This window comes from Thermostichus sp. MS-CIW-25 (genome assembly GCF_054060015.1).
On sequence record NZ_JBSSCS010000020.1, the window covers coordinates 15206 to 41376 of the forward strand.

Annotated in this window: 21 protein-coding genes and 2 pseudogenes; 11 read left to right on the forward strand and 12 right to left on the reverse strand. The window is 59.2% G+C overall.

Features of this window, described 5'->3' with window-relative positions; translation table 11 throughout:
• The first annotated feature begins 92 nt into the window (after positions 1 to 92).
• Positions 93 to 773 (forward strand): phosphoribosylanthranilate isomerase, encoded by a 681-nt coding sequence (locus ACVWZ1_RS08575; protein ID WP_457503148.1) that lies wholly within the window; start codon positions 93 to 95, stop codon positions 771 to 773.
• A gap of 16 nt (positions 774 to 789) precedes the next feature.
• Here ACVWZ1_RS08575 and ACVWZ1_RS08580 read toward each other — a convergent pair whose 3' ends face one another.
• The 5 genes and pseudogenes from ACVWZ1_RS08580 to rbfA all read right to left on the reverse strand — a co-directional run bounded on the left by ACVWZ1_RS08580 (position 790) and on the right by rbfA (position 3985).
• Positions 790 to 1317: a DUF4115 domain-containing protein gene (locus ACVWZ1_RS08580; RefSeq protein ID WP_457503149.1), complete on the reverse strand. Its 528-nt coding sequence runs from the start codon at positions 1315 to 1317 to the stop codon at positions 790 to 792.
• A 156-nt stretch (positions 1318 to 1473) separates the two neighbouring features.
• Positions 1474 to 1686 (reverse strand): annotated as a pseudogene (locus ACVWZ1_RS08585) (helix-turn-helix domain-containing protein); the annotation flags it as partial.
• Between the two features lie 65 nt (positions 1687 to 1751).
• On the reverse strand, positions 1752 to 2624 hold the full coding sequence (locus ACVWZ1_RS08590; RefSeq protein ID WP_457503129.1) for a pseudouridine synthase: 873 nt from the start codon (positions 2622 to 2624) through the stop codon (positions 1752 to 1754).
• Between the two features lie 41 nt (positions 2625 to 2665).
• Positions 2666 to 3199, reverse strand: coding sequence for a hypothetical protein (locus tag ACVWZ1_RS08595; protein WP_457404785.1), 534 nt, complete (start codon positions 3197 to 3199; stop codon positions 2666 to 2668).
• 351 nt (positions 3200 to 3550) lie between these two features.
• Positions 3551 to 3985 carry a 30S ribosome-binding factor RbfA gene (gene rbfA, locus ACVWZ1_RS08600; RefSeq protein WP_457503130.1) on the reverse strand — a complete coding sequence of 145 codons (435 nt, stop codon included), beginning with the start codon at positions 3983 to 3985 and terminating at the stop codon, positions 3551 to 3553.
• A gap of 106 nt (positions 3986 to 4091) precedes the next feature.
• On the opposite strand from rbfA, the pseudogene ACVWZ1_RS08605 reads away from it, so the two are divergent.
• From ACVWZ1_RS08605 to ACVWZ1_RS08615, 3 genes and pseudogenes are all read left to right on the forward strand, one after another.
• Positions 4092 to 4275 (forward strand): annotated as a pseudogene (locus ACVWZ1_RS08605) (hypothetical protein); the annotation flags it as partial.
• A 165-nt stretch (positions 4276 to 4440) separates the two neighbouring features.
• Positions 4441 to 4671, forward strand: coding sequence for a hypothetical protein (locus tag ACVWZ1_RS08610; RefSeq protein ID WP_414399672.1), 231 nt, complete (start codon positions 4441 to 4443; stop codon positions 4669 to 4671).
• 127 nt (positions 4672 to 4798) lie between these two features.
• Entirely contained in the window at positions 4799 to 6274 is a 1476-nt protein-coding gene (locus ACVWZ1_RS08615; protein ID WP_457503131.1) for a cryptochrome/photolyase family protein, read from the forward strand.
• 85 nt (positions 6275 to 6359) lie between these two features.
• Here ACVWZ1_RS08615 and ACVWZ1_RS08620 read toward each other — a convergent pair whose 3' ends face one another.
• Together ACVWZ1_RS08620 and ACVWZ1_RS08625 are read right to left on the reverse strand one after the other, a co-directional pair.
• Positions 6360 to 7709: an alkaline phosphatase gene (locus ACVWZ1_RS08620; protein WP_457503133.1), complete on the reverse strand. Its 1350-nt coding sequence runs from the start codon at positions 7707 to 7709 to the stop codon at positions 6360 to 6362.
• A gap of 247 nt (positions 7710 to 7956) precedes the next feature.
• Positions 7957 to 10335 (reverse strand): transglutaminase family protein, encoded by a 2379-nt coding sequence (locus tag ACVWZ1_RS08625; RefSeq protein ID WP_457503134.1) that lies wholly within the window; start codon positions 10333 to 10335, stop codon positions 7957 to 7959.
• Positions 10336 to 10527: 192 nt separating this feature from the next.
• On the opposite strand from ACVWZ1_RS08625, the gene uvrA reads away from it, so the two are divergent.
• From uvrA to ACVWZ1_RS08650, 5 genes are all read left to right on the forward strand, one after another.
• Entirely contained in the window at positions 10528 to 13431 is a 2904-nt protein-coding gene (gene uvrA, locus ACVWZ1_RS08630; protein WP_457503136.1) for an excinuclease ABC subunit UvrA, read from the forward strand.
• Positions 13432 to 13654: 223 nt separating this feature from the next.
• Positions 13655 to 15895, forward strand: coding sequence for a WD40 repeat domain-containing serine/threonine-protein kinase (locus tag ACVWZ1_RS08635; protein ID WP_457503137.1), 2241 nt, complete (start codon positions 13655 to 13657; stop codon positions 15893 to 15895).
• 329 nt (positions 15896 to 16224) lie between these two features.
• Positions 16225 to 17547 (forward strand): NAD(P)/FAD-dependent oxidoreductase, encoded by a 1323-nt coding sequence (locus ACVWZ1_RS08640; protein WP_457503139.1) that lies wholly within the window; start codon positions 16225 to 16227, stop codon positions 17545 to 17547.
• 86 nt (positions 17548 to 17633) lie between these two features.
• Complete coding sequence (locus ACVWZ1_RS08645; RefSeq protein ID WP_457503140.1) at positions 17634 to 18308, forward strand: hypothetical protein; 675 nt, start codon at positions 17634 to 17636, stop codon at positions 18306 to 18308.
• A gap of 125 nt (positions 18309 to 18433) precedes the next feature.
• The gene (locus ACVWZ1_RS08650) at positions 18434 to 19186 is read left to right on the forward strand and encodes a glycerophosphoryl diester phosphodiesterase membrane domain-containing protein (protein ID WP_414358464.1); all 753 of its coding nucleotides are present in this window, start codon (positions 18434 to 18436) and stop codon (positions 19184 to 19186) included.
• A 12-nt stretch (positions 19187 to 19198) separates the two neighbouring features.
• Here the strand turns inward: ACVWZ1_RS08650 and mnmA are convergent, their stop codons facing one another.
• Both mnmA and ACVWZ1_RS08660 read right to left on the reverse strand, forming a co-directional pair.
• A complete protein-coding gene (gene mnmA / locus ACVWZ1_RS08655; protein ID WP_457503141.1) occupies positions 19199 to 20311 on the reverse strand; it encodes a tRNA 2-thiouridine(34) synthase MnmA in 1113 nt (370 codons plus the stop codon).
• Positions 20312 to 20413: 102 nt separating this feature from the next.
• The gene (locus ACVWZ1_RS08660) at positions 20414 to 21151 is read right to left on the reverse strand and encodes a HEAT repeat domain-containing protein (RefSeq protein ID WP_457503142.1); all 738 of its coding nucleotides are present in this window, start codon (positions 21149 to 21151) and stop codon (positions 20414 to 20416) included.
• Between the two features lie 136 nt (positions 21152 to 21287).
• Here ACVWZ1_RS08660 and ACVWZ1_RS08665 point away from each other — a divergent pair, with 136 nt between their 5' ends.
• Positions 21288 to 22262 carry a hypothetical protein gene (locus tag ACVWZ1_RS08665; RefSeq protein ID WP_457503143.1) on the forward strand — a complete coding sequence of 325 codons (975 nt, stop codon included), beginning with the start codon at positions 21288 to 21290 and terminating at the stop codon, positions 22260 to 22262.
• Positions 22263 to 22450: 188 nt separating this feature from the next.
• Here ACVWZ1_RS08665 and ACVWZ1_RS08670 read toward each other — a convergent pair whose 3' ends face one another.
• Positions 22451 to 23038, reverse strand: a complete 588-nt coding sequence (locus tag ACVWZ1_RS08670) for a hypothetical protein (RefSeq protein WP_414329849.1) — start codon at positions 23036 to 23038, stop codon at positions 22451 to 22453.
• 307 nt (positions 23039 to 23345) lie between these two features.
• Here ACVWZ1_RS08670 and ACVWZ1_RS08675 point away from each other — a divergent pair, with 307 nt between their 5' ends.
• Entirely contained in the window at positions 23346 to 24287 is a 942-nt protein-coding gene (locus ACVWZ1_RS08675) for a hypothetical protein (protein WP_414373965.1), read from the forward strand.
• A 47-nt stretch (positions 24288 to 24334) separates the two neighbouring features.
• Here the strand turns inward: ACVWZ1_RS08675 and ACVWZ1_RS08680 are convergent, their stop codons facing one another.
• Together ACVWZ1_RS08680 and ACVWZ1_RS08685 are read right to left on the reverse strand one after the other, a co-directional pair.
• A complete protein-coding gene (locus ACVWZ1_RS08680; RefSeq protein ID WP_457503145.1) occupies positions 24335 to 25471 on the reverse strand; it encodes an ABC transporter permease in 1137 nt (378 codons plus the stop codon).
• 142 nt (positions 25472 to 25613) lie between these two features.
• Entirely contained in the window at positions 25614 to 26111 is a 498-nt protein-coding gene (locus ACVWZ1_RS08685) for a hypothetical protein (protein WP_457503146.1), read from the reverse strand.
• Between the last annotated feature and the right edge of the window lie 60 nt (positions 26112 to 26171).

Consider the following 26171-nt stretch of genomic DNA (forward strand, 5'->3'; position numbering starts at 1 on the left):
GGCACCCTCAGAAAAATCTAAAGAACCAGCAGCTAACCGTGTTTATTCTTTGTTTATTAGCTATTTATTAGCTAGCACTCCCAATGGGCCGGTTGTTTGTCAAAATCTGCGGCATCACCTGTCAGGATCAAGCGGAGGCTATCGCCGCACTGGGGGTGAGTGCCCTTGGGTTTATTGCGGTGCCCAATACACCCCGCTATTTGCCCCTCTCGGAAATGGCCCGTTGGGTGGGATCCCTGCCCGGCCCTGTGGAAAAGGTGGGGGTCTTTCTGGATCAGGATCCCCGCGCCATCGCCGCCTGGGTGGAAACGGTGGGCCTCACGGCTGTCCAGTTGCATGGCCAAGAATCCCCGCAAGATTGTCAGCAATTGGGGGAATGGCTTCCCGGGATCCGCCGCATCAAGGCCCTGCGCATTCGCCAGCCGGCGGATCTGGAAGTAGCCCATCTCTACCGAGACTGTGTGGAGATGCTGCTTTTGGATGCTTATCACCCCCAACAGGCGGGTGGAACGGGGCGAACTCTGAATTGGTCAGAACTTGCCCACCGCTCCCTGCCCTTGCCTTGGCTACTGGCTGGTGGGCTGAACCCGGACAATGTTCTGCAGGCGCTCAGCCACCTTCAGCCAAGCGGCATCGACCTCTCCAGTGGTGTGGAACGCCACCCCGGCGATAAAGACATAGACAAAGTCCGACACCTGCTGCAGCAGCTCCGCTCCCAGGGGTGGGAGATTGCTCCTACTCTGCCGCCGATAACGCCAAGCGCAACGGGATGATCATTTGGCTGGGTTCCTACTGCAGCGACTGAATATCCAACCCCGGCTCGAACATCAGCTCTTTCACTTCCCCAAGTCGGCCCATCACTCCAAGCTCCCGGTCGTTAAAGGTCACCAACACACCGCCCGCATTGCCGGTACGCAACACGATTGACTGCTCCGCTTCCCAATTCAACTCGGCCCCTGGCTGTAAGGTGGCCTCAAAAACCGTTTGCCCATCGGCGATGACCCGCAACCAGGAAGGGCGCTCCACAACGCGAATATCCAGACGCACCGGCTTGCGCCCCGCCCCCCCTGAGTGAGCATCCAAGACCTCGGGGAAGACGCCCTGAATGCGCGTCCATTGGTCGAGGGTGGGAAACAGTTGGCGGGCCGTGGGCTGAGCTGCCGACAGAGTGGGATCCGGGGAGTTGGCAGCAGGCGGTTGCTGGCCGGATCCCTCCCGACTGACCGTTGACAGGCTCACCAGCCAACGCCCAAAGGGATTGCCTGTGCCTTCCAAAAGAGCCGACAATCCCCCCACCGTCAGCACAATCAGCACCACATAAGCAGCCCAAAGGTGGAGAGGACGCAGGGCAAAGGCAGGTTGCTGGCCGACAACAGCAAGAGGAGCTGGCGCGCGGGGGGTTTTGGCCGATCGCGTAAGCGGGCCGGAGGCCTTTAAAAGCGGAGAGGCACGCCGAGAGAGGGTTTCGCCATCCAACCCCAAATAGTCGGCATAGCGCTTGAGAAACCCTTGCACATACACCGGCTCCGGTAACCGGCTCAAGTCAGCTTCCTCCAGCGCCTGCAGATATTGGCAGCGAATGAAGGTATCGTTAGCTACTTCTGTCAACGTCAGTCCCCGTGCCTCCCGTGTTTGCCGCAACAGGGATCCCAGGGCTTCTAAAGAGTATGCTGGCTCTTGCATCATTTGGCCACCTGCGGAAGAAAGGAGGCTACTGTGAGAGTTTGCACTCAGTTAGAGGCTCTGACGAGCTAATCGCGTGAGCGGGCCGGAGGCCTTAGAGGGCGCTTCCCGTTCGCGTAAGCGGGACGGAGTCCTTGCGCGTAAGCGGGACGGAGTCCTTGCGAGGATGAGCTGCTGTGCCCGGTGAGAGGGGCCAGCAAAGCTTGGAGCTCATGGGGATCCAACTGGCGGAACTGGCCTGCTTTCAGGTTGCCCAAGCCCAGTGGGCCAATGGCTTCCCGATGTAAGCTGAGCACCGGATGCCCAAGACGCTCCGCCACCCGCCGAATTTGCCGGTTGCGTCCCTCAAACAACACCACCCTCAGCCAGGAGCAATTGGGATGCTCCCTTTGCCGGAAATCCGGGGCAGGACAAAACTCCACCTCCGCCGGCAGAGTGGTGTACCCCTCTAAGTCTACTCCGTCTCGCCAATGTTGCAGAGTGGCCTGACTCGGATGCCCTTGTACCTGTACCCGGTAGGTTTTGGGCAGATGATAGCGCGGATGGGTCAGCTTCAAGGTCAAGTCGCCATCATTGGTGAGCAGCAAAGCGCCACTGCTGTCCGCATCCAGCCGGCCCACCGGGTAGAGGCGGGTTTGCCGTTTCCAAGATGGGGGGAGCAGATCCAGCACCGTCTTGCGTCCCCAAGGATCTGCACAGGTTGACAAAACCCCCACTGGCTTGTGCAGGAGCAACACATAGCGCGCCGGATCCTTGGCCAAAGGGATCACTTGCCCATTCACCTCGATGCAATCCCGCTCTGGGTCGGCTTTGGAGCCCAGCTCAGTGACCACCTTCCCATTGACCCGAACGCGCCCGGCCAGGATCCAGGCTTCCACCTGGCGACGCGAGGCCAATCCCTGCTGAGCCAAGAGCTTCTGTAGCCGTTGGGGTTCTGCCATGGGGATTTGAACAGCAAAAGCAGCAACCGAAGCTGGGGGTGCTAGGCGGCAGAGCCTGGGGCCTCCGGCCCGCTTACGTGAACGGGGTTGGAGAGCCGGTCGGACAAATCAGCAGAATTGGAGGGCAACAGCAGCATCTCCGACTGAGACTCTGAGTTTCCTCCTAGAGAATAGCTGAGGCCACAGTCGAACTCTTCTGCCAGCCGACAGACTTCCTTGAGATCTCCCACCGACCAAATGCTCCAACTGCTGCGAATTTGGTTATCCACCCACACTTCCACGCGATTGCCTTCGATGTGCATGATGCGCTTGGGCTTGGCTTCTGAAGGGCAACCTGCAGGCTCGGCCAAGGCCTCCGGCCCGCTCACGCGAAGGGAAGATTTTTGCCTCAAGGCCCCCAGAGCCGCCATGAGCTGCGGCAGAGCCAGCAAAAGGTGCTGAGTGGCCTGTTGGGGTTGCCCTTTCAAGCAGGAAACCAAAGCTTCGGCAACACTCTGGTTTAGGGCCTGCAGAGCTTGGAGTGGAGTAGCACCCCCTAGAGAGGGATCCGGTTGCAGTGGGCTTTGAACATCCATGAAAAGGCAGGAAAGGCATGGACAGCAACCTTACAGCCCTTTCGCAGGTTGACCACAACAACGCCGCTGCCCTTTGGAGCAGAGCGCTCTGGTTTGCGCAAGTGTGCCGCAGACATGGAGTCCTGTACGGATAGACGATCGGGGGAAGGGCTGTATAGCTCCCTTAAGCCTAACAAATCCAAAAACTTCAGGGCCCGCTTACGCGACACGAACGGTAAAAAACCTTTCTTCCATGTTGTCCGCATTGCTGCAAAGCAAAGGCCCCTCTATCTAGTGGCCATCAAGGCAGATCCTTTGCTCTCTCGTGCAAAGCAGGCTGAGCTCCAGCGCGGATCCCTCGAAATGGTGCAACTATTCGCCGCTCGATTCGTTTTCTTCGCCCTCGGCGGTGTTCTCTAGCGGTTCCTCAACCCCAGTCTGGGCCTTGGCCTCAAAGGTCGGTCTCAGTTGGTTGAGCAGGGCCAAAACGCGGGATCCCCGCTCCAAAGAGCGATCCTGCAAAAACGCCACCGTTGGCACCCGTCGCAGGCTGAGGCGCTGGCCGATTTCCCGCCTCACAAAGGGTGTGGCCGCTGCTAGCCCTTCCATAGCTCGGTGTTGAGCTGTCTCATCCCCATAAATGCTGACGAAGATGCGGGCGTTTTGCAGGTCATTGGAAACCTCGACATCCACAATGCTGACCATCCCTGCCCCAACCCGGTCATCTTTGATCTCCGAGAGCAGGATTTGGCTGACCTCTCGTTTGATCAGCTCTGCTACCCGTGCCACCCGTCGCGCTGTCGCCATTTTTGGATACCTAGGCTAACATCATCCGCAAGCCTGCTCTGGCTGGTGTGGAGCATGACTCTAGTCAATAATAAGCTCAACTATACTGAAAATAATGTATAATATGTTCAGTACGGATTACTACCAGTTGATCTTTCTGTTTACTTTCGAGTCTGCCAACATGGTAGCCAAAGCAAAGCAGAAAATTGGTAGTAAGACGACACGGAAACTGCGCTTTGGGTATTCTACTCAAAGCTTTGCGGGATACCGCCATTCTGTTTGGAAACAAACAGAATGCTATCGCTGCATAGTTGAACAGTGATGTTCAGCAGTGTTCAGCGTAAATGTATCAGCTCAGCCCTTGCCGGCTCGATCCCAAGAACAGTAGCCAATGCTACGAGCATCTCTTCCTTCCACCTTTATCCTGAGTCCATGTCCATCTTGCCTTGAGTATGAATACCTAAAGCCATCGATGGATGGATGGAGACGTGATGATCAAGACGCCAGAGGCGCTGCGGCGCTCCATTGAGCAGTTCATGCTGAATGTGACGGAGCCGCTTGACCCGTTGCTCTCGCTGAAGCTGACTCAGCTTGTGGTGATGTTGGGGGATACAGCTTACGCGATGGGATACAGCGATGGCCAGCAAAAGCCGGATGAGCGCTGCCGCTATTGTCCCAGTCGGGTGTTCGACAGTCTAGAGCTTTGATAGGGTTCTTCAAGGTTCTTTACAACGCAGTGTAGCTTCTGGCTGCCCAGGATCCCGGCCTTGGGGGGAGTGAGTTGAAAGAGGCGGTGGAAACCAGCCAAGATGGGATCCCATTGCTTGGCAGCCTATGACTTCCCCCGTTTTGCTTTGGCATCGTCGCGATCTGCGGTTAGGGGACAACACAGCCCTGCATGAGGCAGCCCAGCGCAGCTCTCAGGTGGTGCCTGTCTTCATTTTCGACCCGCAGATGCTGAGACGGTCGGACATGGCCCCAGCTAGGGTGGCCTTTTTGCTTCAGGCTCTGCAAGAGCTCCAAGAGCGCTACGCCCAGATGGGGATCCCGCTGATCTGGCGGCTGGGGGATCCCTCGGTGGAGTTGCGGTGCTTGGCCACAGACCTGGGAGCCAGGGCCGTGTTTTGGAATGCCGATGGGGAGCCGTTCGCCCTACAGCAAGAGAGTCGAGTGCAGGCCAGTTTGGCCGCAGCCGGGATCCAGTCCTTCTCCTACCAAGATATGCTGCTGCACGGGCCGGGGGAAGTGTTGACCCAAGCGGGGGAGCCCTATTCGGTCTTCACTCCCTTCTGGCGCAGGTGGGCGAGCTTGCCCAAGCGGGATCCCTACCCGATTCCCAAAGGGCTACAACCGGTGTCCGGTCTGAAGGCGCAGCCTCTGCCCACTTTGGCGGATTTGGGCTTTGTCTGCGAACAGCGGATCCCGGCAGCGGGGGAAGCAGCAGCTCAGGCCCTTTTGGAAGACTTTTGTCAGGGGTTGCGCATTTTAGACTATGAGCGATCCCGCGATTTCCCGGCTGAACAGGGCACCTCTCTGCTCAGCCCCCACTTGTGTTGGGGAACCCTCGGCATTCGCCAGGTTTGGCAGGCCACGCGAGAAGTAGAGGCCGAGGTGCGCAGCGAAGAAGCCGAAAGCAGCTTGCAAACTTGGCGGCAGGAGCTGTGCTGGCGAGAGTTTTACAAGCATGTCTTGGCCCACTGGCCCCACGTGGAAACCGGAGCCTATCGACGAGCCTTTGATGCACTGGAGTGGGACAATCGGCAGGACTGGTTTCAGGCTTGGTGTGCGGGGCAGACGGGATACCCCATTGTGGATGCGGCCATGCGCCAACTGAACGAAACCGGCTGGATGCACAACCGCTGCCGCATGATTGTAGCCAGCTTTTTAACCAAGGATCTGCTCATCGATTGGCGCTGGGGAGAACGCTACTTTATGCAAAAGCTGGTGGATGGGGATCTGGCGGCCAATAACGGCGGTTGGCAGTGGAGCGCCGGTGTGGGAACGGATCCCAAGCCCCTGCGCATTTTCAACCCGGCCAACCAAGCGGCCCGCTATGACCCGGAAGGAGAGTACATCCGCCGCTATCTGCCGGAGCTGGCAGGGCTGGATACGCCTGCTCTGCTGTGGGTGGGAGATGACCCCAAGGGAGCCTGGGCTTTGCGGGAACGGCGAAGTTGTGGCTATCCGGATCCCATCGTGGATCACAAGGTGCAGCAGCAGGAGTTCAAACGGCGCTACCAGGCGGTGCAGCAGGGGTACTCCAAGTCTGTTCAACGATCAAACGATCATAGAAATCCAAGCGTTGTGTAGTCTCGTAAAAAAAGGGGATCCAATGGATCCCCCGTGGCTACCAGAGCTTAAGGCAAATGCCCGTCCAAAGCAGGTAACTGCAGCACTAGGGCTTCAGCTCGCTGGGGATGCGCTCCCCGAAGAGCACGAAGTAGAGAATCCGATAAATGTCCGTGTTCAGGATCCCGGTGGTCGGCACCAGCTCTTGGGCATTCAAGCCCGCAGCGCGAGCGATGACGCCGCTGCCCACGTCATCCTTACTGGCCCAAGCCACGGCAAAGGGAAAGCGCTTGCCATTTTTGTCGGGAGCGGAAATGAACGGCTTGCTACCGGTGCCGTCAACCCCGTCAATGGGGGCACCACTGCCTTCGGGGTCAGTAGGGGGCAGCGGCTCCTCGGCGGACTCGACATCCACCAACTGCATGCCACCGGCATTGCTGTCGCTGGTGGTGATCATGAAGGTCTTGGGATTCTTCTCGATAAAGTTGAGAATCACCCCGATGGCATCGTCGGCCCGCTTCATAGCCTCCAGGCAGCCAGAGGCATTGAGGTTATTGCACATGTTGTCGGTGCCCTCTTCTTCGATGACGGCGAAGAAGCCCTTAGGATTGCGGGAGATCCGCGCCAGGGCAAATTCGGTCATCTCGGCAATGGTGGGGGCGCTGGCGATGTAGTTGGGCAAGTTTTCTTTCCGCAACTCTTCTTCAGGCTTGTCGTAGAAGGTGTCCTCGACGTTGAACACCCCCAAAACCTTGGAGACATCTGCCGGCAGCTTGAGCAGCTCGTCGCGGGTGTAGACAACGGCGTACCCCTTTTTCTTGGCCTCCTCAATCAGGTTGCGGCCATCCTTGCGCTTCCCTTGGCCAAAGCGGCCCTGGACACCTTCCGGCAGCAGCCATTCCTCGCCAGCCCCGAGAATGATGTCCACCCCCGACTCCACCACCTGCAGGGCAATCTCCTCATAGTCGCTGCGCTTGGCAGCTTTGGCAACGAAGGCAGCCGTCCCCGGCTCAATGATGGATCCCGTTTGCACCAGAGCCGTACCCAAGCCTGCCGCCACGGCATCTTCCATGATCGTGTTCAGGGTGCCGTTGGCAGAAGGATACTCCTTGCCGTCCGGATCCAACCCAAAGCTCTTGGCGTGGGCACGGGTTCCCGTGGCATGGGTCACCGCTCCGGCGTTGGAAGTTCCCCCAAGCTGGTCGAAAAGGTGCCCGCGATAGGTGGTAATCACGGGAAGACGATCCCAGTTCAGAAAGCCATCGGGGCCGTAGTGGAGAATGCGTGTGATGTCCCAGTGGGAAGCCGAAGTGCCATCCGGGTGGAAGAAGATGGCCCCGTTTCCGGTCGGCTGAGGCGCCGCTTGAGCCACACTAGAGGAGAAGACGGAAGAAGACAAAACGCATACAGTCGCAGCCAACGCTGCCCTCAAAGAATAGCTACGCATAGCTAACACGCCCTTGCTCGTTCGAAGCTGAACGTTGAAAAACGTAACACAGCTTCAGATGAGTTTGCAAGGGCATAGCAATCCAGCAGCGCGAAACGTGCCTGAAGCGAGTGCGCCACTGAGCGATCTCCCCGTCTGACAGTGCAGCTTACGGGGTCTATAACTAACGTTAACTATCTCTTAACTGTCTCATAACTGTCAAGGCTTCTCGCAGGGCTTTTGGGGTACCTGTTCTAAGGCGCAGCCGTCCCTCTGGTCAAGTGGCTCTTCTGGAGGTGATGGCGGGGTTTTTGGCCAGTGGCTGCCATGCTTGCCTAAGCTGTCTGAGTTGCTGCTGCCAGCGCTGCAGTTCCCCCACCTCCAACGGGATCCCACCGAAGCGCACCTCCAGGTAGCGCTCCAAGAACTGGATGGCCACCTGGGCTTGTGGTAAGTCGGAGTGGCGCAAGTGTTCCAGGCAGGCCTCAGGGCCTAGGTGGGCTGGGATCCCCACCGCCGTCGCCAGATCCCGCAGTTGCAGATAAAGCCTTGAGATAAGCTGGCGGCGCTGCTGCGACTTGGGCAGAGCTGCCGGACTCCAGCGCATCCCAGCAAAGGCCAGACTCGGTAGCAAGAGGCCAACCATCCAGGTGAGCCAGGGGGGCGGAGGCTGCCACAGGGATCCCATCACCACCCCATTGCCGGCAGTGGCTAGGAGAATCCACCCCCCATCCTGCCAGCGCACGGCCTGATAGCGGCGGCGGCGACCCCAATAGGCCATGGATCCGGTGATCAAAACCACCCCCAACACCGGCAGGCCATTCTGCTGCAACGTTTGCCCCAAGGCAACCAGGCTGCGACGGAAGCCAGCACCGACATCCTCTCGATCCGGAGAGGCGGCTACAGCGCTGGCCATCTCCTGAATCTGCCGCCAGATCTGCTGCTGGGTGGATAGGTCGTACTGGATGACGTACTTAAACCAGCGGAAGCGCAAGCTGTCGTAGAAATCTTGAAGGGGATCCCACCAGCTCTGCCGCTGACTAACATTGGCCTCTGCCGGCGTAGCGTCAAAGATGACCCAGCCGTAGGGGCCAAAGGGGATCTCTGTCCAGGAATGGGCGTCGGCATTGCGTACTGCCAGATAATTTTCCTGCGCCACCCAGCGCCCGCCCAAAAAGCCATTCACCATCCGGGCCGGGATGCCAATGCTGCGGGCCAGTATCGTCAGGGCTGTGGCGAAATATTCGCAGTGGCCCCGCCGATGGGTGAACAGAAAGGCTTCCAAAGGCGGTTCAGGGCCGGGATCCGGCAGATCGGTGGTATAGGCGTAGTTCTCCAGCAGGTAATTCTGCAAGGCGGTCATCTTGCTGAAAACGTCAGGGATCCCAGCGGTGATCTGCTCCGCCAAAGCCGGAACGCGCGGATCCAAATCTTGCGGTAGTTGCAGATAGGCTTCCCGTTGAACCGCATCGAGGGCATTGAGCAGCTCTGCGTGGCTCAGCCGGCGCAAGCGCGGGCCCAACTCCCTTGGGATCCGGCTCCGGGCACGGTAGAGATGGGGCACCTGCCGAGGCAGAGAATGGCCAACATCTCCGGTCTCGCTCAGGATGAGGCGGCGATTCTGCCGTTGCCAAGCTTGTTGCACCGTCGCTGCTCCGCCCCGCTCCAGCCATTCCATCTCCACCAGCGGGGCCACCCCAAAAACGGTGTTGGTGACCAGCGGCTCCAGATAGATAAGCTGCTCCAAGGGGAGAAGCAGCAGGTCGGGAGCAGTGGGGATCAAGCTGGAGGCAGAGAGATCAAATACCCCTGCTGCGTTGGGGAAAATGGGGATGAAGCGGTCTAGCGTTCGCGACCAGGCCCGTCCATCGTAGCGATCGAAGCTGATCCCGCGCCAGTAGAGGGACTCCACACGGGGCGGCACCCCTGCCGGAAATTCCACCCGCATGACAACGGTGTTATCGGTTTTGAGGGTGCCGAATGCTCCCAGGCTGACTTCCTCGGCAAAGCCAGTGGTCATCACCGGCGAGCGGGCCTGGCGACCCAGAATTCCTAAACTGACCCGCGGGAACAAGAAAAACAAAGCCACGGATAGGATCACCGCCAGCAAAGCCAGGGATCCGAGAAAGCCCAAAAAGTTGAGGTTGATGCCACGGGTTTGGCTGGCTGCCTGCGGGTGCTGCTCTGCTTGCAGGCGCAGGTGGTAAAGGGTGAGGTTGATTAGCCCTACCCCCACGTACAGCAAAAACAGCAGCCCAAAGCTGATGTCTTCGTTGAACAGGGTGGCAATGGCCATCAGCAGCAGAGACAGCACCGCCAACTGGATGTGATCGGCTGCCCGTTCCCGCTGAAACAGCTTGGCCCCCGTTAGGTAAAGCACCAAGCCAATGGCCCCATCGGAAAAGGGAAGGATCCCAAAGATAACCAAAGCCAGCAGGCTAAGCAACACCGCCACCGTCAGGGGCATCCACAGGGGGGCATAGCGGGCAAAAGCAATCCTTGGCGGCTCCCAAAACCAACTGCAGGCCCCCGCTGCCAAACAGACACCAATCACCGGTGGCGACAAAGCCTGATCCCCCAGACAAAGAGCCGTGAAGGCAATCCCCACCAACAGGTAAACAAACACCTTTTGAACGGATGGCAGTGTCCAGGTCATGGCCCTTGGGATTCAATCCTTTCCAGCATAGCCAAGTCTTTTTTGCTACCGATTTGTCGTCCCCTGGTCGGCTGGGATCCCCTTCTGGACAAAGCGAAGGGCATTAGAATCGTTAGCTAAGAATCGTTAAGATTTTGTTACTCGCCGGTCTCGACGGGATACCTGTGACACGCTGCGCGAAAAGGTGGTGAGATGTCCAGCCAAAACGAAATTCATGTGGTGGGGGCGCGGCAGCACAACCTCAAAAATGTCAACCTGCGGATCCCGCGCGATCGCCTGGTGGTATTCACGGGCGTCTCCGGATCGGGCAAGTCCTCCTTGGCTTTCGACACCATCTTTGCCGAGGGACAGCGGCGCTATGTGGAATCCCTCAGCGCCTATGCGCGACAGTTTTTGGGGCAACTGGACAAGCCGGATGTGGATCGCATCGAAGGGCTGAGTCCGGCCATCTCCATCGATCAAAAGTCCACCAGCCACAACCCCCGCTCGACGGTTGGCACCGTTACCGAAATCTACGACTACCTGCGGCTTCTGTATGGGCGAGCTGGGATCCCGCACTGTCCCCATTGCAACCGGGTGATCGCCCCCCAGACGGTGGATCAGATTGTGGATCAGATCATGGCTCTGCCGGATCGGACGCGGTTTCAGTTGCTCTCGCCGGTGGTGAAGGGGAAAAAGGGCACCCATGCCAACCTGTTGCAAAGCTTGCGCCAGCAAGGGTTTGTGCGCGTGCGCATCGACGGCCAGGTGCGGGATCTGAGCGAGGAGATCGAGTTAGCCAAAAACAAAACCCACACCCTTGAGGTTGTGGTGGATCGGCTGGTCAAGAGCCCCGACATAGCGGAGCGACTGGCCGATTCTCTGGCAACCTGCCTGCGCCAGTCCGGAGGAATTGCGGTGGTGGAGCTGCTGCCGCGGGAAGAGGAGCGAGAACATCTGCTGCAAAAGGTGGCCGAGTCGGCGGGGCAATACCTGAACGGCAAGCCAACGGAGCTGATTTTTTCTGAGCAATTTGCCTGCCCGGAGCACGGTTCGGTGATGGGCGAGCTGTCGCCGCGCCTGTTTTCCTTCAACTCGCCGATTGGGGCCTGTCCTGTCTGCCATGGGCTGGGTTTTGAGCCCATCTTCGACCCCGAGCGGATCGTGCCCGATCCCAAGCTCCCCTTGTACGCGGCCATCGCCCCTTGGGCAGAGCGGGAGAACCCCTACTATCTGGCTTTGTTGGCGGGAGCCGCCAAGGCTTTTGGCTTCGACCTCAGCAGCCGCTGGTGTGATCTCACCCCCCAGCAACAGCAGATCATCCTCTACGGCGCCGACCAGGAGGTCTACATCGCCGAGGCGGAATCTCAGTACCGAGGCCGGGGGTACTATCGCCGCTATGAGGGGGTGATTCCCCAATTGCAGCGGCACTATCAGGAAACCACTTCCGAAATCTATCGGCAAAAGCTGGAAGCCTACCTCACCTACCGTCCCTGTTCCGCCTGTGGGGGATCCCGTCTCAAGCCGGAAGCTCTGGCCGTGCGCATCGGCGGCTACCGCATTACCGATCTCACCGAGATCTCCATCCGCGACTGCCTGCACCGCCTGGAGCAGCTAAACCTTACCCCCCGCCAAGCGCAGATCGGCGAGTTGGTGCTGCGGGAGATCAAAACCCGGCTGCAGTTTTTGGTGGATGTGGGCCTCGACTACCTCACCTTGGCCCGTCCGGCCATGACCCTCTCCGGGGGCGAGGCGCAGCGGATCCGGCTGGCCAGCCAGATGGGCTCCGGCTTGACGGGGGTGCTCTACGTGTTGGACGAACCCTCGATTGGCCTCCACCAGCGGGACAACGAGCGCCTGTTGCAAACCCTGTTTCGCCTGCGAGATCTGGGCAACACTCTGATTGTGGTGGAACACGACGAAGAAACCATCCGTGCCGCCGACCACATCGTCGATATCGGCCCTGGGGCCGGCATCCACGGGGGGGAAGTGGTGGCCCAGGGATCCCTGGCGGACATCATGGCCTGCGAGCGCTCCATCACCGGAGCTTATCTTTCGGGGCGGCTGCGGATCCCTACCCCTGCGCAGCGGCGGGCTGGGAAAGCGGTTGCCCTCAAGCTCACCAATGCCCACAAAAACAACCTCAAGCACATCGATGTGGAGATCCCTCTGGGCAAGTTGGTCTGTGTTACAGGCGTCTCCGGCTCCGGCAAATCCACCTTGGTCAACGAATTGCTCTACCCTGCCCTGCAGCACCATCTTGGACACAAGGTGCCCCAACCCGCGGAGATGGGAGCACTTGAGGGCATCGAACACATCGACAAGGTGATCGTCATCGACCAATCTCCGATTGGCCGTACCCCCCGCTCCAACCCTACCACCTACACGGGTTTGTTTGATCCCATCCGCCAAACCTTTGCCCAAACCTTGGATGCCAAGGCCAGAGGCTACCCATCCGGCCACTTTTCCTTCAATGTCAAGGGGGGGCGCTGTGAAGCCTGCAAAGGGCAGGGGGTGAACGTGATTGAAATGAACTTCCTGCCCGATGTGTACGTCACCTGCGAAGTCTGCGGGGGCAGCCGTTACAGCCGCGAAACCCTGCAGGTCAGGTACAAGGGCAAGAACATCGCCGAAGTCCTGGATATGACGGTGGGGGAGGCGCTGGAGTTTTTCGCTGCCCTGCCTCCTGCCGCCAAGATCCTGCAGACCTTGGCCGATGTGGGCCTCGATTACATCAAGCTGGGCCAGCCAGCTCCTACCCTCTCCGGTGGGGAAGCGCAACGGGTCAAGCTGGCCGCAGAACTGGCCCGCCGCTCCACCGGCAAAACCCTCTATCTGCTGGATGAGCCCTCCACCGGCTTGTCTTTTTACGATGTCCACAAGCTCTTGAACGTCCTGCAACGGCTGGTGGATACAGGCAACACCGTGCTGGTGATCGAGCACAACCTGGACATTCTCCGCTGTGCTGATTGGATTATTGACTTGGGGCCAGAGGGCGGCGACCGCGGCGGCCAGATCATCGCCGTTGGCACCCCAGAACAGGTGGCTGAGCACCCCGGATCCCATACAGGGCGATATTTGAAGCAGGTTTTGCAACAACATCCCCCAGGTCGCTGAGCAACTCAGCCTGCTCCAGGGAGAAAGTTGACCGAAAGCGGCTGTCGGGATCCCCTTTCGCTTTTTGCTCTGCTCACCTCAGCCATGGCGGTGGAGGACTGATGCGGCGAGGACTCTATCCCACCCAGGCGCTCCGCACCGTGAACGCAAGGGTGAACGGTTAGCCTGAGTCTCACGTCGCTATGGCATGATGGGTCGGAAGGAAAAGGTTCGCACTCTCCCCATGGTAGGGCAGACCCTGGGTGGCCGCTATCAGATCTTGGAAGCACTGGGATCCAGCGGACAAACCTACTTGGCACAGGATAGCCATCATCCTGAGCGGCTTCGGGTGGTGCTCAAACGCTGGCAGGCCGGCCAAAATGCTCCGCACCGCGAACACAGTGAGGACTCCGCCTCGCTACGGCATCTCTTTCAACAAGAAGCGGCCCTGCGGGAGCACCTGGGATCCCACGAGGGTATCCCCCGCCTGTTGGCCTGCTTTGAGCAAGAGGGGGAGTTTTATTGGGTGGAAGAATGGGTTGAAGGGCCCACCCTGGAACAAGCTCTATTGCTAGGTAACGCAACCGAGAGGGGCCAGCTAACGACTCCGTCCCGCCAAATGCACTGCCATTGGGGGCACGACTGGACAGAGGCTGAGGTACGAGCCTTGTTGCAGGATGTGCTGCAAACCTTGGCCTTCCTGAATGGGGAAGGGGTGAGCTGCTGCAACCTGCAGCCCTCTCGCTTGATCTACCGTCAGGCGGATGGCCGATGGGTGTTGTTGAAGTGGGGGGGTGAGGAACAGGGTCTGGCTTTTTCCGGCTCTGGCTTCGGGAACCCCTATGGCCCCAGGCATTGCAGCGACCTCTATGCTCTTGGGCTGATTGCCCTGCAGGCCCTCTGCGGGATCCCGCCCCAGAAGCTGTTTCGCGACCCGTTGACGGGGGAGTTGCGCTGGCACGATCTGGCCTCTACTAGCGCTCCTTTTGCTGCTTTTCTGGATCGTTTGGTGAGCTGCAACCCACAACAGTGCTTTCCTTCAGCAACAGCAGCTCTGGCCGCTTTGCAGGCTTTGCCCCCCGCCGAGAGCCCCCCTGCCGCCGAACTCCTGTCCCAGCCCAGCCCTGTCGCCGCCGAGCCCTTACAGGAGCCAACCACCCCACCGCGTTCTCCGGTATCGCTGCGGGCGCGTCCCCGGATCCCACCGGTTTGGGCAGGAGGCAGCTTGGCGGCTTTGCTGGCGTTGACGGTGGCAGGGGTATGGCAGATGAGGGCGAACCTTGGCCTGCGGGGGGAGCCCAAGGATTCTGTCCCCCTCACGAGAACGGGATCCTCTAGCCCGGCAAAGCGCAACGGCCTGGGACTCCGTCCTACTCGCGAGAACGGTTCTCATGCCTCCGTCCCCACCGCCGTCACGGTCGCGGAAGCGTCGCGTAGCGATAACGACCCGGCAGACTGGGCCAAGTCTTTGCAGCTCAAGGCTACGCTGGAAGGCCCTGTCGCCGTCACTGCTCTGGCCATCAGCCCGGATGGAAATCTCCTTGCTGCCGGGGGAGACGACGGCGTGATCCGGCTTTGGGATCCCCAGGCTGGCCAACTGCTCCAGAGCTGGGCAGGCCACGAGGGATCCGTTGAGGCACTGGCCATCAGCCCAGATGGTACCTTTTTGGTGAGTGGGGGGGCAGACAAGACGGTACGGGTCTGGGATCTGGCGACCCTGGGGGATCCGGCTCTCTCGCCTGGGGATGTGCTGGCGCGGCTGCAGTTGCAAGGGCACACCGGGTTGATCAACAGTGTCGCCATTAGCCCCGATGGTCGTTGGATTGCCAGTGGCAGCGCCGACCGCACCATCCGCCTTTGGCAGGCCGACAACGGCCAGTTGATCCGCACCCTGGCGCCTCCCACTGCTGCCGCCCAGGAGACCCCTCAGAGGGCTGGCATTACAGCGGTGGCCTTTGGCCCAAGACCCACCCGTATGAATACTTCCCACCAATCTGAAGGGATCCCCCCTTGGATCTTGGTGGCCGCCAATGGAGATCCCACCGTTCACCTTTGGGATCCTGGCAGCGGGGCCTTGCTGGAAACCCTAAAGGCCGACTACCCCATCGAGCAGGTGCTTCTGAGCCCAGATGGCCGCTATTTGCTCGCTGGCAGTGCCGGTGGCATCTTGGTCTGGAACTTGGGCACGGGATCCTTGGAGCGCACCTTGCCCCAGACTTTGTCCGGCTTGGCCGCCCTTGCCCTCAGCCCTGATGGCCGCTTGCTCGCCAGCGGCACCGATTACCGCGCTCACCAGATCAAGCTCTGGGATCTGCGCAGCGGAGAACAGTTGCGCACCCTGGGCGGCCAGACTTGGATGGTGAGCGTCTTGCTGTTTGGCCCCGGTCGCGGAAGCGTCGCGCAGCGATATGGGCAGACCCTTCTCAGTGGTGGCGCCGATGGCTCAATTCGCATTTGGGGGCCAGCCGACCCAGCTCAGCCCTAGTGGGATCCAAGCAGATAAAATACTCGACGAAGAAGGGATCCCGGCAGAGCATGACTCTAGTCAATAATAAGCTCAACTATACTGAAAATAATGTATAATATGTTCAGTACGGATTACTACCAGTTGATCTTTCTGTTTACTTTCGAGTCTGCCAACATGGTAGCCAAAGCAAAGCAGAAAATTGGTAGTAAGACGACACGGAAACTGCGCTTTGGGTATTCTACTCAAAGCTTTGCGGGGTACCGCCATTCTGGTTGGAAACAAACAGAATGCTATCGCTGCATAGTTGAACAGTGATGTTCAGCAGTGTTCAGCGTAAATGTATCAGCATGGGCAAAGTTGTCATCATTGGGGCGGGGCTGGCCGGCTTGGCTTGCGCCAAAGTGCTGAGCCAGGCGGGGTGGAGGGATGTCCTGGTTCTGGAAAAAAGCGACGGCCCTGGGGGGCGGGTGCGTACCGACAAGGTGGATGGCTTTCGCCTGGATCGCGGTTTTCAGGTGCTGTTCACCGCCTATCCCAAAGTGCGACAGCATTTGGATCTGGGCAAGCTCGATCCCCGTCCCTACCGGCCCGGCGCTATTTTGGCTCAACCCGGTCGCTGCTGGCTGTTGGGGGATCCCCTACGGGATCTGTCCAGCCTTCTCCCCTCTTTGCTCAACCCCTTGGCCAGCTTTGGGGACAAGCTCAAGGTGCTGCAATTGCGATCCGAGCTGGCGCGCCGCAGCCCGGAGCAGGTTTTCCAAGAAGGACTAGGGGGATCCGATTGCTCGCTGCGGGAGTTTCTGGAGCAGTACGGCTTTTCCCAACAGATCTGCCAGCACTTTTTCTACCCCTTTTTCCGCGGGATCCTTCTAGATCCGGATCTGGGCAGTAGCGCCCGCCTCTTTGCCTTTTATTTCAAGATGATGGCCGAGGGATCCATTGTCACCCCGGCCTTGGGCATGGGAGAACTGGCCCGACAACTGGCCGGTCACCTGTCCCCCGAACAGATTCGCTACCAAACCCCGGTGGAGCGCATCCTGGCAGAAGACGGGAAAGTGCGCGGGATCCGCACCGCCAAGGGTGAAGAGATCCCTGCCGAGTGGGTAGTTTGTGCTACTGATGCCCCTCAGGCACGGGCCTGGCAGGCGGAGCTGTGCCCTCAAGCCCCCACCCCCATTCCCACCCAGGGGCGAGCGGTGACCTGTCTCTACTTCTGCGCCCCCTTTTCCCTCAGCCGCGGCGCCTACTTGTACCTCAACGCCACCGGCCAGGGCTGGATCAACCATTGGGTCCAACTTACCCGCATCAGCCCGGCGCTGGCTCCTCCTGGCCAACACCTGTATTCGGTGGTGGTGCTAGGGGATCCCCCCTTGAGGGACGAGGAACTGGCCCAAGCCTGCCGGGCCGAGCTGCAAACTTACTTCCCCGTCGCGGCAGCGTCGCGTAGCGATAAAGCCCCCTTGGAGCAACTGCGCCTGCTGCGGGTGTACCGGATCCCTTTTGCCCAGTTTGTACAACCCCCCGGCTTTCAGCAGCATCTGGTTCCCACCTTTAGCGGCCTGCCGGGCCTCCTTTGGGCCGGGGAATACACCCACCAGAGCAGCCTCGAGGGATCCCTGCGCAGCGGCGAACAGGCAGCGGCCTGGATCCTGCAAAAATCGGCCTTGTAGACTTTCTTAACTCTACTCCCGGAACCAAAGCCGGGATCCCGTGGTATGAAGGGGGTGGACTGGATGCCGACGAGGATCCCTCTGCCATGCAAAACGCCACCCTTAGCCCAATCCCGCTCCTGCGGCGGTCGTTTGAGTTGGTAGGTCCCATCTACTGGCCGCTGCTGATCCTGGCCTCTCCAGGCTTTATCCTGGCCATCGTCACGGAGCTGACCCCACTTCTCGGGGGCATCCTCCGACTGGCCTATGGCATTGTTGCACCGATCCTAGGCGGAGCAGCCTTGTGGCTAGTGGATCAGCACCTGAAGCGGCAAGCTCCCCTGCTGGGCAACAGCCTCAACCGAGCGGTCTCGAAGGCAGTGCCTCTAGTTCTGAGCACCCTCTTAGCAGCACTCCTCTCTTCCCTTGCCTTCATCTTTCTGATCATTCCAGGCATTTATGTAGGGGTTAAGCTGGCCCTCACACCTTGTGCCATTGCTCTAGAAAATCAAGGAACTACAGGAGGGCTGCGCTACAGTTGGAATCTCGTCAAAGGTCGTTGGTGGGGCGTGTTTTGGGCCCTTCTGGTCCTGGGCTTGATTCTTGGTTTTGCGGGTGGATTGATAGTTGTGCTTGTCAGTAGAGTTGTGGCTGATTTTGGCGACTCTGTGGTGAACGTAGTTAGGACTGCCGCTGCCACAGCCGTTATGCCCATCTTCTGGGTCTATGTGGTTCTCCTGTTCCGATCCCTGCAACGATTGAAGGGGCAAGCAGCCTCCTAGTTTCCGCTTTTGCCCCCATTGGGGATAGCAAAAAGGGTGCTCCCCGTGCCTAGCTTTGAGATGAGAAGGGATCCCTTTTTGGGATTTCGGCTCAACCCAAGATGTCCTAGGTGAGATCCCGTGGTATGAAGGGGGTGAACTTGGTTGCCCACGAGGATCCCTCTGTCATGCAAAACGCTACCCTCAGTCCCATCCGGCTCCTGCAGCGGTCGTTCGAGATGGTAGGCCCCATCTATGGGCCGTTGCTGATCCTGGCCTCTCCCGGCTTCATCATTTCCATCATCGCCGAGCTAATCCCACTTTTCGGGGGAATCCTCAACTTGGCCTATGTCCTGATTGGTGCGCCCATCCTGACAGGAGCAGCCTTTTGGCTGGTGGATCAGCACTTGAAGCAGCGAACTCCCCCGCTGGGCAACAGTCTGGATCAGGCTGTCTCCAAGGCAGTGCCTCTGATATTCGGCAGCCTCCTGGTGGGGTTGATTTCCTTAGTCGGGATGATGTTATTCGTGCTTCCTGGAATCTACTGGGGAGTAAGGCTGGCTTTCACGCCCTGCGCAATTGTCCTGGAAGACAAAGGCACTACAGAAGGGTTGGGCTACAGTTGGAGCCTCGTCAAGGGCCGCTGGTGGGGAGCGTTTTGGGCACTTCTTATCTTTGGCCTCACGGTGGTTGTGGCATTTCTGGCCGGGAATTTCATCTTTGGCTTCACGGTAGGTGTGATTTCGTCTTCTGACGAGACTTTTGCTGAGAAAATTTTGGAAGTTGTGAGTGTGACTGTGGTTGGGAATGCCGCCGCCACGGCGGTTGCCCCTATCTTGATTGCCTATATGGTGCTTCTCTTTCGATCCCTGCAGCAGGTGCGGGAGTGGGCAGCCTAGTTTGGCTTCCCCTCACCCCTGAGAAGAAGGGCGCTCCAGGATCCCTCCCCCCAGCAGGAGATCCCCGTGGTACCAGACGGCGGCTTGGCCAGGAGTGACCCCAAACTGCGGCTCGGCAAACTGCAGCTTTACCCGCTCTGGCGATTCCGGGATCACCATGGCGGGCACTGGGGGGGTACGGTAGCGCACCTGAACCTCAACAGCCAAGGATGCCGTCGGCGCCGGGATAGAGACCCAGTTGACTTGGCTTACCCACGCTTCAGCCTGGGTAGCCTCCTCCCGTTCCCCCACGACAACGCGGTTCATGGCGGCATCGATGCGCACCACGTAAAGCGGACGGGAAGAGGCAATCCCCAACCCCTTGCGCTGGCCCACCGTGTAGTGGTGGATGCCCTCATGGGATCCCAGCACTCGCCCCTGGGTATCGACGATTTCCCCTGGCCTTTGCCCAAGGTACTGATCCAAAAAGCTCCGCATCGAGCCATAGGTTTCAATCAGGCAGAGATCCTGGCTTTCGGGCTTGTCGGCTGTAACCAGCCCGTAGCGGGCAGCCAACTGGCGGGTTTGGGCTTTGGTGTATTCCCCCAGGGGAAAGCGGCTGCTGGCCAGATGGTCTTGGCTGAGGTCGTAGAGGAAATAGGACTGATCCTTTTGCCGATCCACCGCCCGCAGCAGTTGATAGCGCCCCGATTCGGTGTCCAAGCGCACCCGTGCGTAGTGGCCAGTGGCAATCTGGGAGATGCCCAGCTTTTCGCGGGCATAGGCCAGCAGGGGGCCGAACTTCACCGTTTTGTTGCATTGGGAGCAGGGCAGGGGAGTAATGCCCTCCGCGTAGCCGGCTACCAGGTAATCGACAATGTTGGCCTGGAACAGCTCGCGGCTATCCACCACATGGTGCGGGATCCCCAGCTGCTCACAAACAGCTGCCGCATCCACCAAGCCTTCGGTGCAGCACTGGCCCTTCCCCCTCATGAGCCAGAGGGTGACCCCCTCCACGGCGTAGCCCTGTTCCTGCAAAAGGGCCGCCACCGTAGAGCTATCCACACCCCCAGAAAGGGCCGCCACAATGCGGGGCCGCGACGGGGATGCAACAGGTGAAACTGATGAGTGGGGGCTGATAACCATTGAGACAAGGGATCCTAGGAAAAGAAAGGCTCAGCCGGAAACAGAGGAGGCCTCTCTCTGGGGATTGGGGAACCCGGAACAAGCTGAGCCGGGATCTTTACTTTAGCCTTCCTCAGGGTTGGCTGGCTGGGATCCGGTTTCTGAGATGCCCCTTTGCCGCAAGCGCCGCAGCGAATCCAAAGCAGCCGCCACAACGCTATCGTGGGGATCCCTGGCCAAGTAGTTGAGGGCAGAAACGCTCTTGGGAGAGGGCAAATTGCCCAAGGCCTGGGCCAGCCGCTGCCGCACCAGCCAATCTTCCGATTGGGCAAACTCCAGAATCCGATCCAACGCCCGCAGATCCCCCAATTCCCCCAAAGCCGCAATGGCCGCTTGCTGCAGCAACACCTCCGGCCCATCCAAGGCTCGCAGAAGCACCTCGTAAGCCCGCGGATCCTTCAAGTTCCCCAAGGCCACCGCCGCGCTGAAGCGCACCAGCCACTCCACATCTTCGTAAAAGGCGCGCACCAGGGCCTCAAAAGCCCGCGGATCTTCCAAATAGCCCAGGGCACCTGCCGCGTCGGCGCGAATGCCGTAGTCCGGGTCTTGGGTGAGGATTTCCAGCAACTTGGGCAGACAGGCGTCCGTTTGCTTGATCCCCAGGGCGAAGACGGCAAAAGAGCGCACCTGCAGGTTTTCATCGTCAATGACTTGCAAAATCAGCGGCACCGCCTCTTCTGCCGGCACATCTCGCAACTGGGCCAAGGCCACCATGCGATCTGCCGGACGTGGGCTGCGCAAACGTTGAGCGATCTCCTGTAAACGGGCAGGGTTGGCGGGATCCAAAGCAGAGACAGTCATGGCATTAACAAATGTTTACAATCTTTCTCCAGTATGGCAGATGGGACTGCGCTCCGACAGGGGCCAGGTTTGCTTGCTCCGGTCGGGATCCCTGGGGACATGGCGCTACAGTTTCGATTGGGAAATCCTAGCACTGTTGTCGAGAAAAGCAGCTCGGCTTGGCCCCATCACCAAGATTTTGGATATTTTGGTGGAGAGGATACGAGGCTCTCTCCCGGTGGTCTCTATGCTGAAATCGCTGCCTGCTCGCCCATTGTCCTGCTTTCTTGTAGCCGGCCTGCTGTTGGCAGGGGGCGTTGCGTTTTTGGCCCCCCGTTGGTTCCCGGCTCTGGCCAACGAACAGGCTGTTCCTGAGGCCGAACTGGCGCTTCGGCCCCTCTTGCCTCCGGGATCCCGGATCCTCAGCTCGCGGCGATTGAGCGACACAGAAGCGGAAATTTGGGTGGAGTCTCGGGGGGGAACCAGCCCTGTGATCATGCGGCTGAATGCTGCAGGGACTTGGGAACAGGATATGAGCGCCACCTTGGCCCGCGGAGCCAGCCAGATGCAAGCTCTCGCCCGGCAACAAACGGTGAACTTGCCTGCCGGCTTTGGCCAGACCGCCCCCGATCAACCCCCGCCGCCGGTGCCCTCCCTTCTGCAGGCTACCCAAGCTGCCTCTAGCCTGATCCCGCCAGTGGATCGAGAGCAGGAAACCCAGCGGGCCTTGAGTGGGGCTGGCCGTGTGGATCCCTTTGTGCCTCAAAACGTGCGTGCTCCTGAACCGCAGATTGTCCTGCCGCCCCTGCCTCCACCTCCGGTTTTGCCCCCTCCTGGCGACGGCAATGGAGCGCCTGTAGCAGTGGCCACCCCGATCCCAACGCCTACCCCCGACCCGGCTGCCTTTGCCCGCAGTGTACAGGTTTCCGGGATGATACAGATCGGCGGCGAGTCCTTTGCTCTGGTTTCTGGCCCAGGTGTCATTCCCTCTGTGGTGCAGGCCGGTCAAAACTATCAAACTGCCAAGGTGGCCGGAGTGTCAGTGCCAGAGCGACGGGTTGTGCTCTCGGAAGGGGGAGAAACGGTCGTGAAGCAAATGGAAGACACCAGCGTGATTGTAGGTGCGCCCTAGCTTCAGCGGTAGCAAGACACCGGTGGTAGAACAGGCTTATTTCCAGCAAAACGGTTAGCTGGGTTGATTCCCATTGAACGGGCTTAGAGCAGCCGTAGCTCTCAAGATCTGAGCTGGGAAGAGCGGAGTTGCCAGATCTCCAGATTTTGAGAAGATTTTGAGACCTGGGCAGCAAGGCCGAGAAGACTTCAAAAGCGGGGTTCGCTGCTGAGGCGTGAGGGCTGCTGTTTGAGATAACGCAAAAACTCCCGCAGCTCGGCGTCGCTGAGTTGGTGGCGAGATTTCTTCTGAAAGCGACGTTCCAAAAACTCTTGTCCTTCCTTGCGGCCCCAGCCAATGCGCTGCATCTCCACATCCGTTTGGGCAATGATGTCCGATAGGTCATCCCCATAGGCCGCCGGCTCACTTAGACCGGGCAGCTCTGGGGAACTTGGCTTTGCAGGGATCCCTATCGACTCAGGGGCTGGAGAAGCAGGGGAAGACTGAGCGTGTCCGTTGGCCAACTCAGGAGTTGGCAGATAAGGCACCCTGGCGGCAGCAGAATCCATGCCCAAACTCAAAGAGGAAGTGGGGCGACCAAATCCTGCGTGGTGGAGGGCGCGCTTCAAGGCAGCATCTTCCGCCTCTTCGACGGTGTTCGAGCCAGCCATGCCACTGCCCAAAACCGTGTTATTCACCACCACCTGGGCTCTGACGATGTAGATCCCTTCTTCCACCCGCAACAGATCGGTGAGCAAACTGCCCATAGGGTACCGCTCTCGAAAGTCTTGGATCATGTTGGCGTCAGAACCTGTTGCTGCTGAAGCTCTGACTACAAGCTAGCCCGAAAGTTAACTTGGCATCCAGATCTCAATCCAATCCCACCCTCAATATCGACATTGAATTGATATAAAGCGAGAGATCTCAACAAGAGGGAGCTGTCCGAGCAGATAACATCCCGGCTGGTGAGGGTATGCTATGGCCAAGGAATCCAGTTATATTAAGCAAGCGTCAACCCACGTGGCTGGCTTGGAAAACCTGAATTATCAGCAGCTCAGCCTTGACTCTTAGCTCTATTGTCGGCGCCAAGACAGATGGGGGACTATGGCCAGCGATACCATCGGGGTCAGCTCAGCGAGTTTGGGACGGGCAGCCATTCGAGAGCGCAACTACGGCACTGCTTTGCAGTTGCTCCGGCGGGCTTATCGTGCGGATCCCAGCCCAGAGAATGCCCGTTGGCTGGCCACCGCCTATGAAGAAGCGGGGTACCTGCAATTGGCCGCTCTGTACCGAGAATTGGCCCAAGAGCGCAGGGAGACTCCCAAAGCGATTCAATTTCAAGCCCCCAAACCTCCCAGCACCCTTGAGGAGCTGAAGCAGCCATCTCCTGAACCGCCGGATCGCAAGACCATTCCCTTGCCGCAGCCGATCCCACGCCCAACCCCACCCGCATCTCCTCCGGATCAGCCAATTTGGGTTTACAAGCCCACCCCCATCGATCCCAAAAGCATCAGCCGCCAAGCGCCCCTTCGACCTCAAGCTGCAGAGCCTGCCCCTTCCCCTCAACCATCGGCGAAGAGGGACGACTATCTGCCGGTTCAGCACGCCCCGGATTTGAAAAACCCGCAGCAGGGATCCCCCTTTGTGCGGCGACTGAACCAACTGCATCGCCAGTTTAAGGATCAGCCCACAGCGGAACTGGCGCTACAACTGGCGGAAGCCTACGACGAGCAAAAGAACTTTAAAGAGGCCCAGCGCTACTACCGAGAGGTTTTGGATCTGGATGACTCTTGGCTGTTACGACCGATGGTGCAAGAGCGCCTAGAAGAGCTGCGGCAACTGCAGGAGCCAACAGCCGAACAGAATCCTTGGGCAGATCTCTCAGCCCAAAACTTGCTCAAGCTAGGAGAAAAGTTGGAACAGGAAGGGGAAGTGGCTCGTGCCGAGCAAGTTTACCGGCAGATCCTGAAAATGGATGCCACCCTGGATGTCCATGCTAAGGCTCGCAAGGGTCTAAACCGGCTCTATCCCGACGGAAAGCGGTGATTTGCAGGCCACTCCATTCCCCTCACTCGGCGCAATGGGGAAGCAGCTCACCCTTCCCGAGGATCGAGGGCGTCCCGCAAACCATCCCCCAGCAGGTTAAAGGATAGAGAGGTCAGCACCACCATCAAAGTGGGGGCCAGCACCAGCCAGGGCTGTAGGATGATCACCGAAGCGTTGGTGGCCAGCGAGAGCATGTTGCCCCAAGAGGCATCCGGCTGTTGGATCCCCAACCCGATGAGGCTCAGCACCGACTCTGCCGCAATGTAGCCGGGCACCGCCAAGGTTGCCGAGATCACCACATAAGTGGCTGTCTGGGGCAAAATATGGCGCACCAGCAGGTACAGGGATCCCGCCCCGGCCACCCGCGCTGCCTGCACAAAGTCCCGCTCTCGCAAGGACAGCACCTGCCCGCGAATCACCCTGGCTAGGCCCGCCCAACCGACAAAAGAGAGGATCACCACAATCACCAAAAAGCGCTCGGCATTGCTGAAAGGCACCCCGGTCAGCGGATTTACCTGCAACACCGCTGCCAGCGACACCAGCAGATACAGCGTCGGAATCGACATCAACACCTCTGCCAAGCGCATCAGGAGCGTATCCACCCAGCCCCCAAGGTAGCCGGATATGGCCCCCACCAGCAGACCAATGGGGAAAGAGATGCCAATGCCCACCAAGCCGATAAACAGGCTGACGCGCCCGCCATAGACCAAGCGACTGAAATAGTCCCGACCTTGATCATCGGTGCCCAGCAGGTGCAGCCGTGCCACAGGTGGCTCTTCGCCGATTTGCGATCCCACTTGTCCTGCTTCTGCAACAGGCCGCAGCGGGACGGTGCCGAACAGATGCCGATTGGAGGGGATCAACCCCAACCAACGGTAGGGAGTACCGGCCACAAACAAGCGGATCCCGGCTGGACGGCTGGTATCCACCAAGAGCGGGCGTTCTCCCGTTTCCAGATCCACTGGCCCCTGGCGGGTTGGATAAACGTGGGGCCCAATCCAAGCGCCCGATTCATCCCAAAAGTGAATGGCGGTGGGCGGCAGAAGGGATCCCCCCGGTTGAGATTCCAGTGGGCTGTAGGGGGCAACGAACTCGGCAAAAATGGCGCAGGCGTAGAAAACAAGAAGAATGTAGGCTCCTGCTTGGGCCCATCGATTGCGGCGAAGCCGTTTCCACCACTGCATAAGGCAGAGATTCCAGTCGAGTCCAGTTGAACCAAATGCCAGCAGTGTAGCTGATCGTGTCTTGTTCCAGTTGCAGAGAGGGCTGCAAGGTGTCACCGATTCATGCTGGCAGGACGAGTCCCTTCCCCAGTCCAAGACAAGCTCAGCCTGCCAAGGAATAGCTGGGGCTATAGCGGGCCATCATCTCCATCCGCACCGCAGCAATCGTCTGGGGCAGCACCCCCACCAGCCGCGCCAAAATGTCATCGGGCAATTGGCTGACCAAATCCGCAGAGAAGAACTCCTCTAGGCTGAAGAGCAAAATCCGCGCCCGTTGCGCCGGCAAAGGATTGTCGGTGATTTGCTGCAGCCAACGCATCCAGTGCAGCCGCTTGGCATAGGCATTTTGCCGCTCTTGGTGGTCTTGCGGATGCAGCAAAACCACATCCCCAATGGGGACAACGCCGCCGGACTCCACATCCAATGGCCCCCCAACAGCAGCACCCGGCCCGGCAAACTCAGCATGAAACGTCTTGCAGATGATCAGGGCGTTGTGCCGCTGGGGATCCACCATCAGCAATTGCCCACTGCTGAGGGTTCGAATCAGCTGGCCAGGCTCAACTCGCTGAACCAGACTACGGCTGGGGGGAAGCTCGCTCATAGATCTCAGGATATCCTAACCTTCCCTTGCCTTACATGGTATCTTTAACTTTCTCAGAGC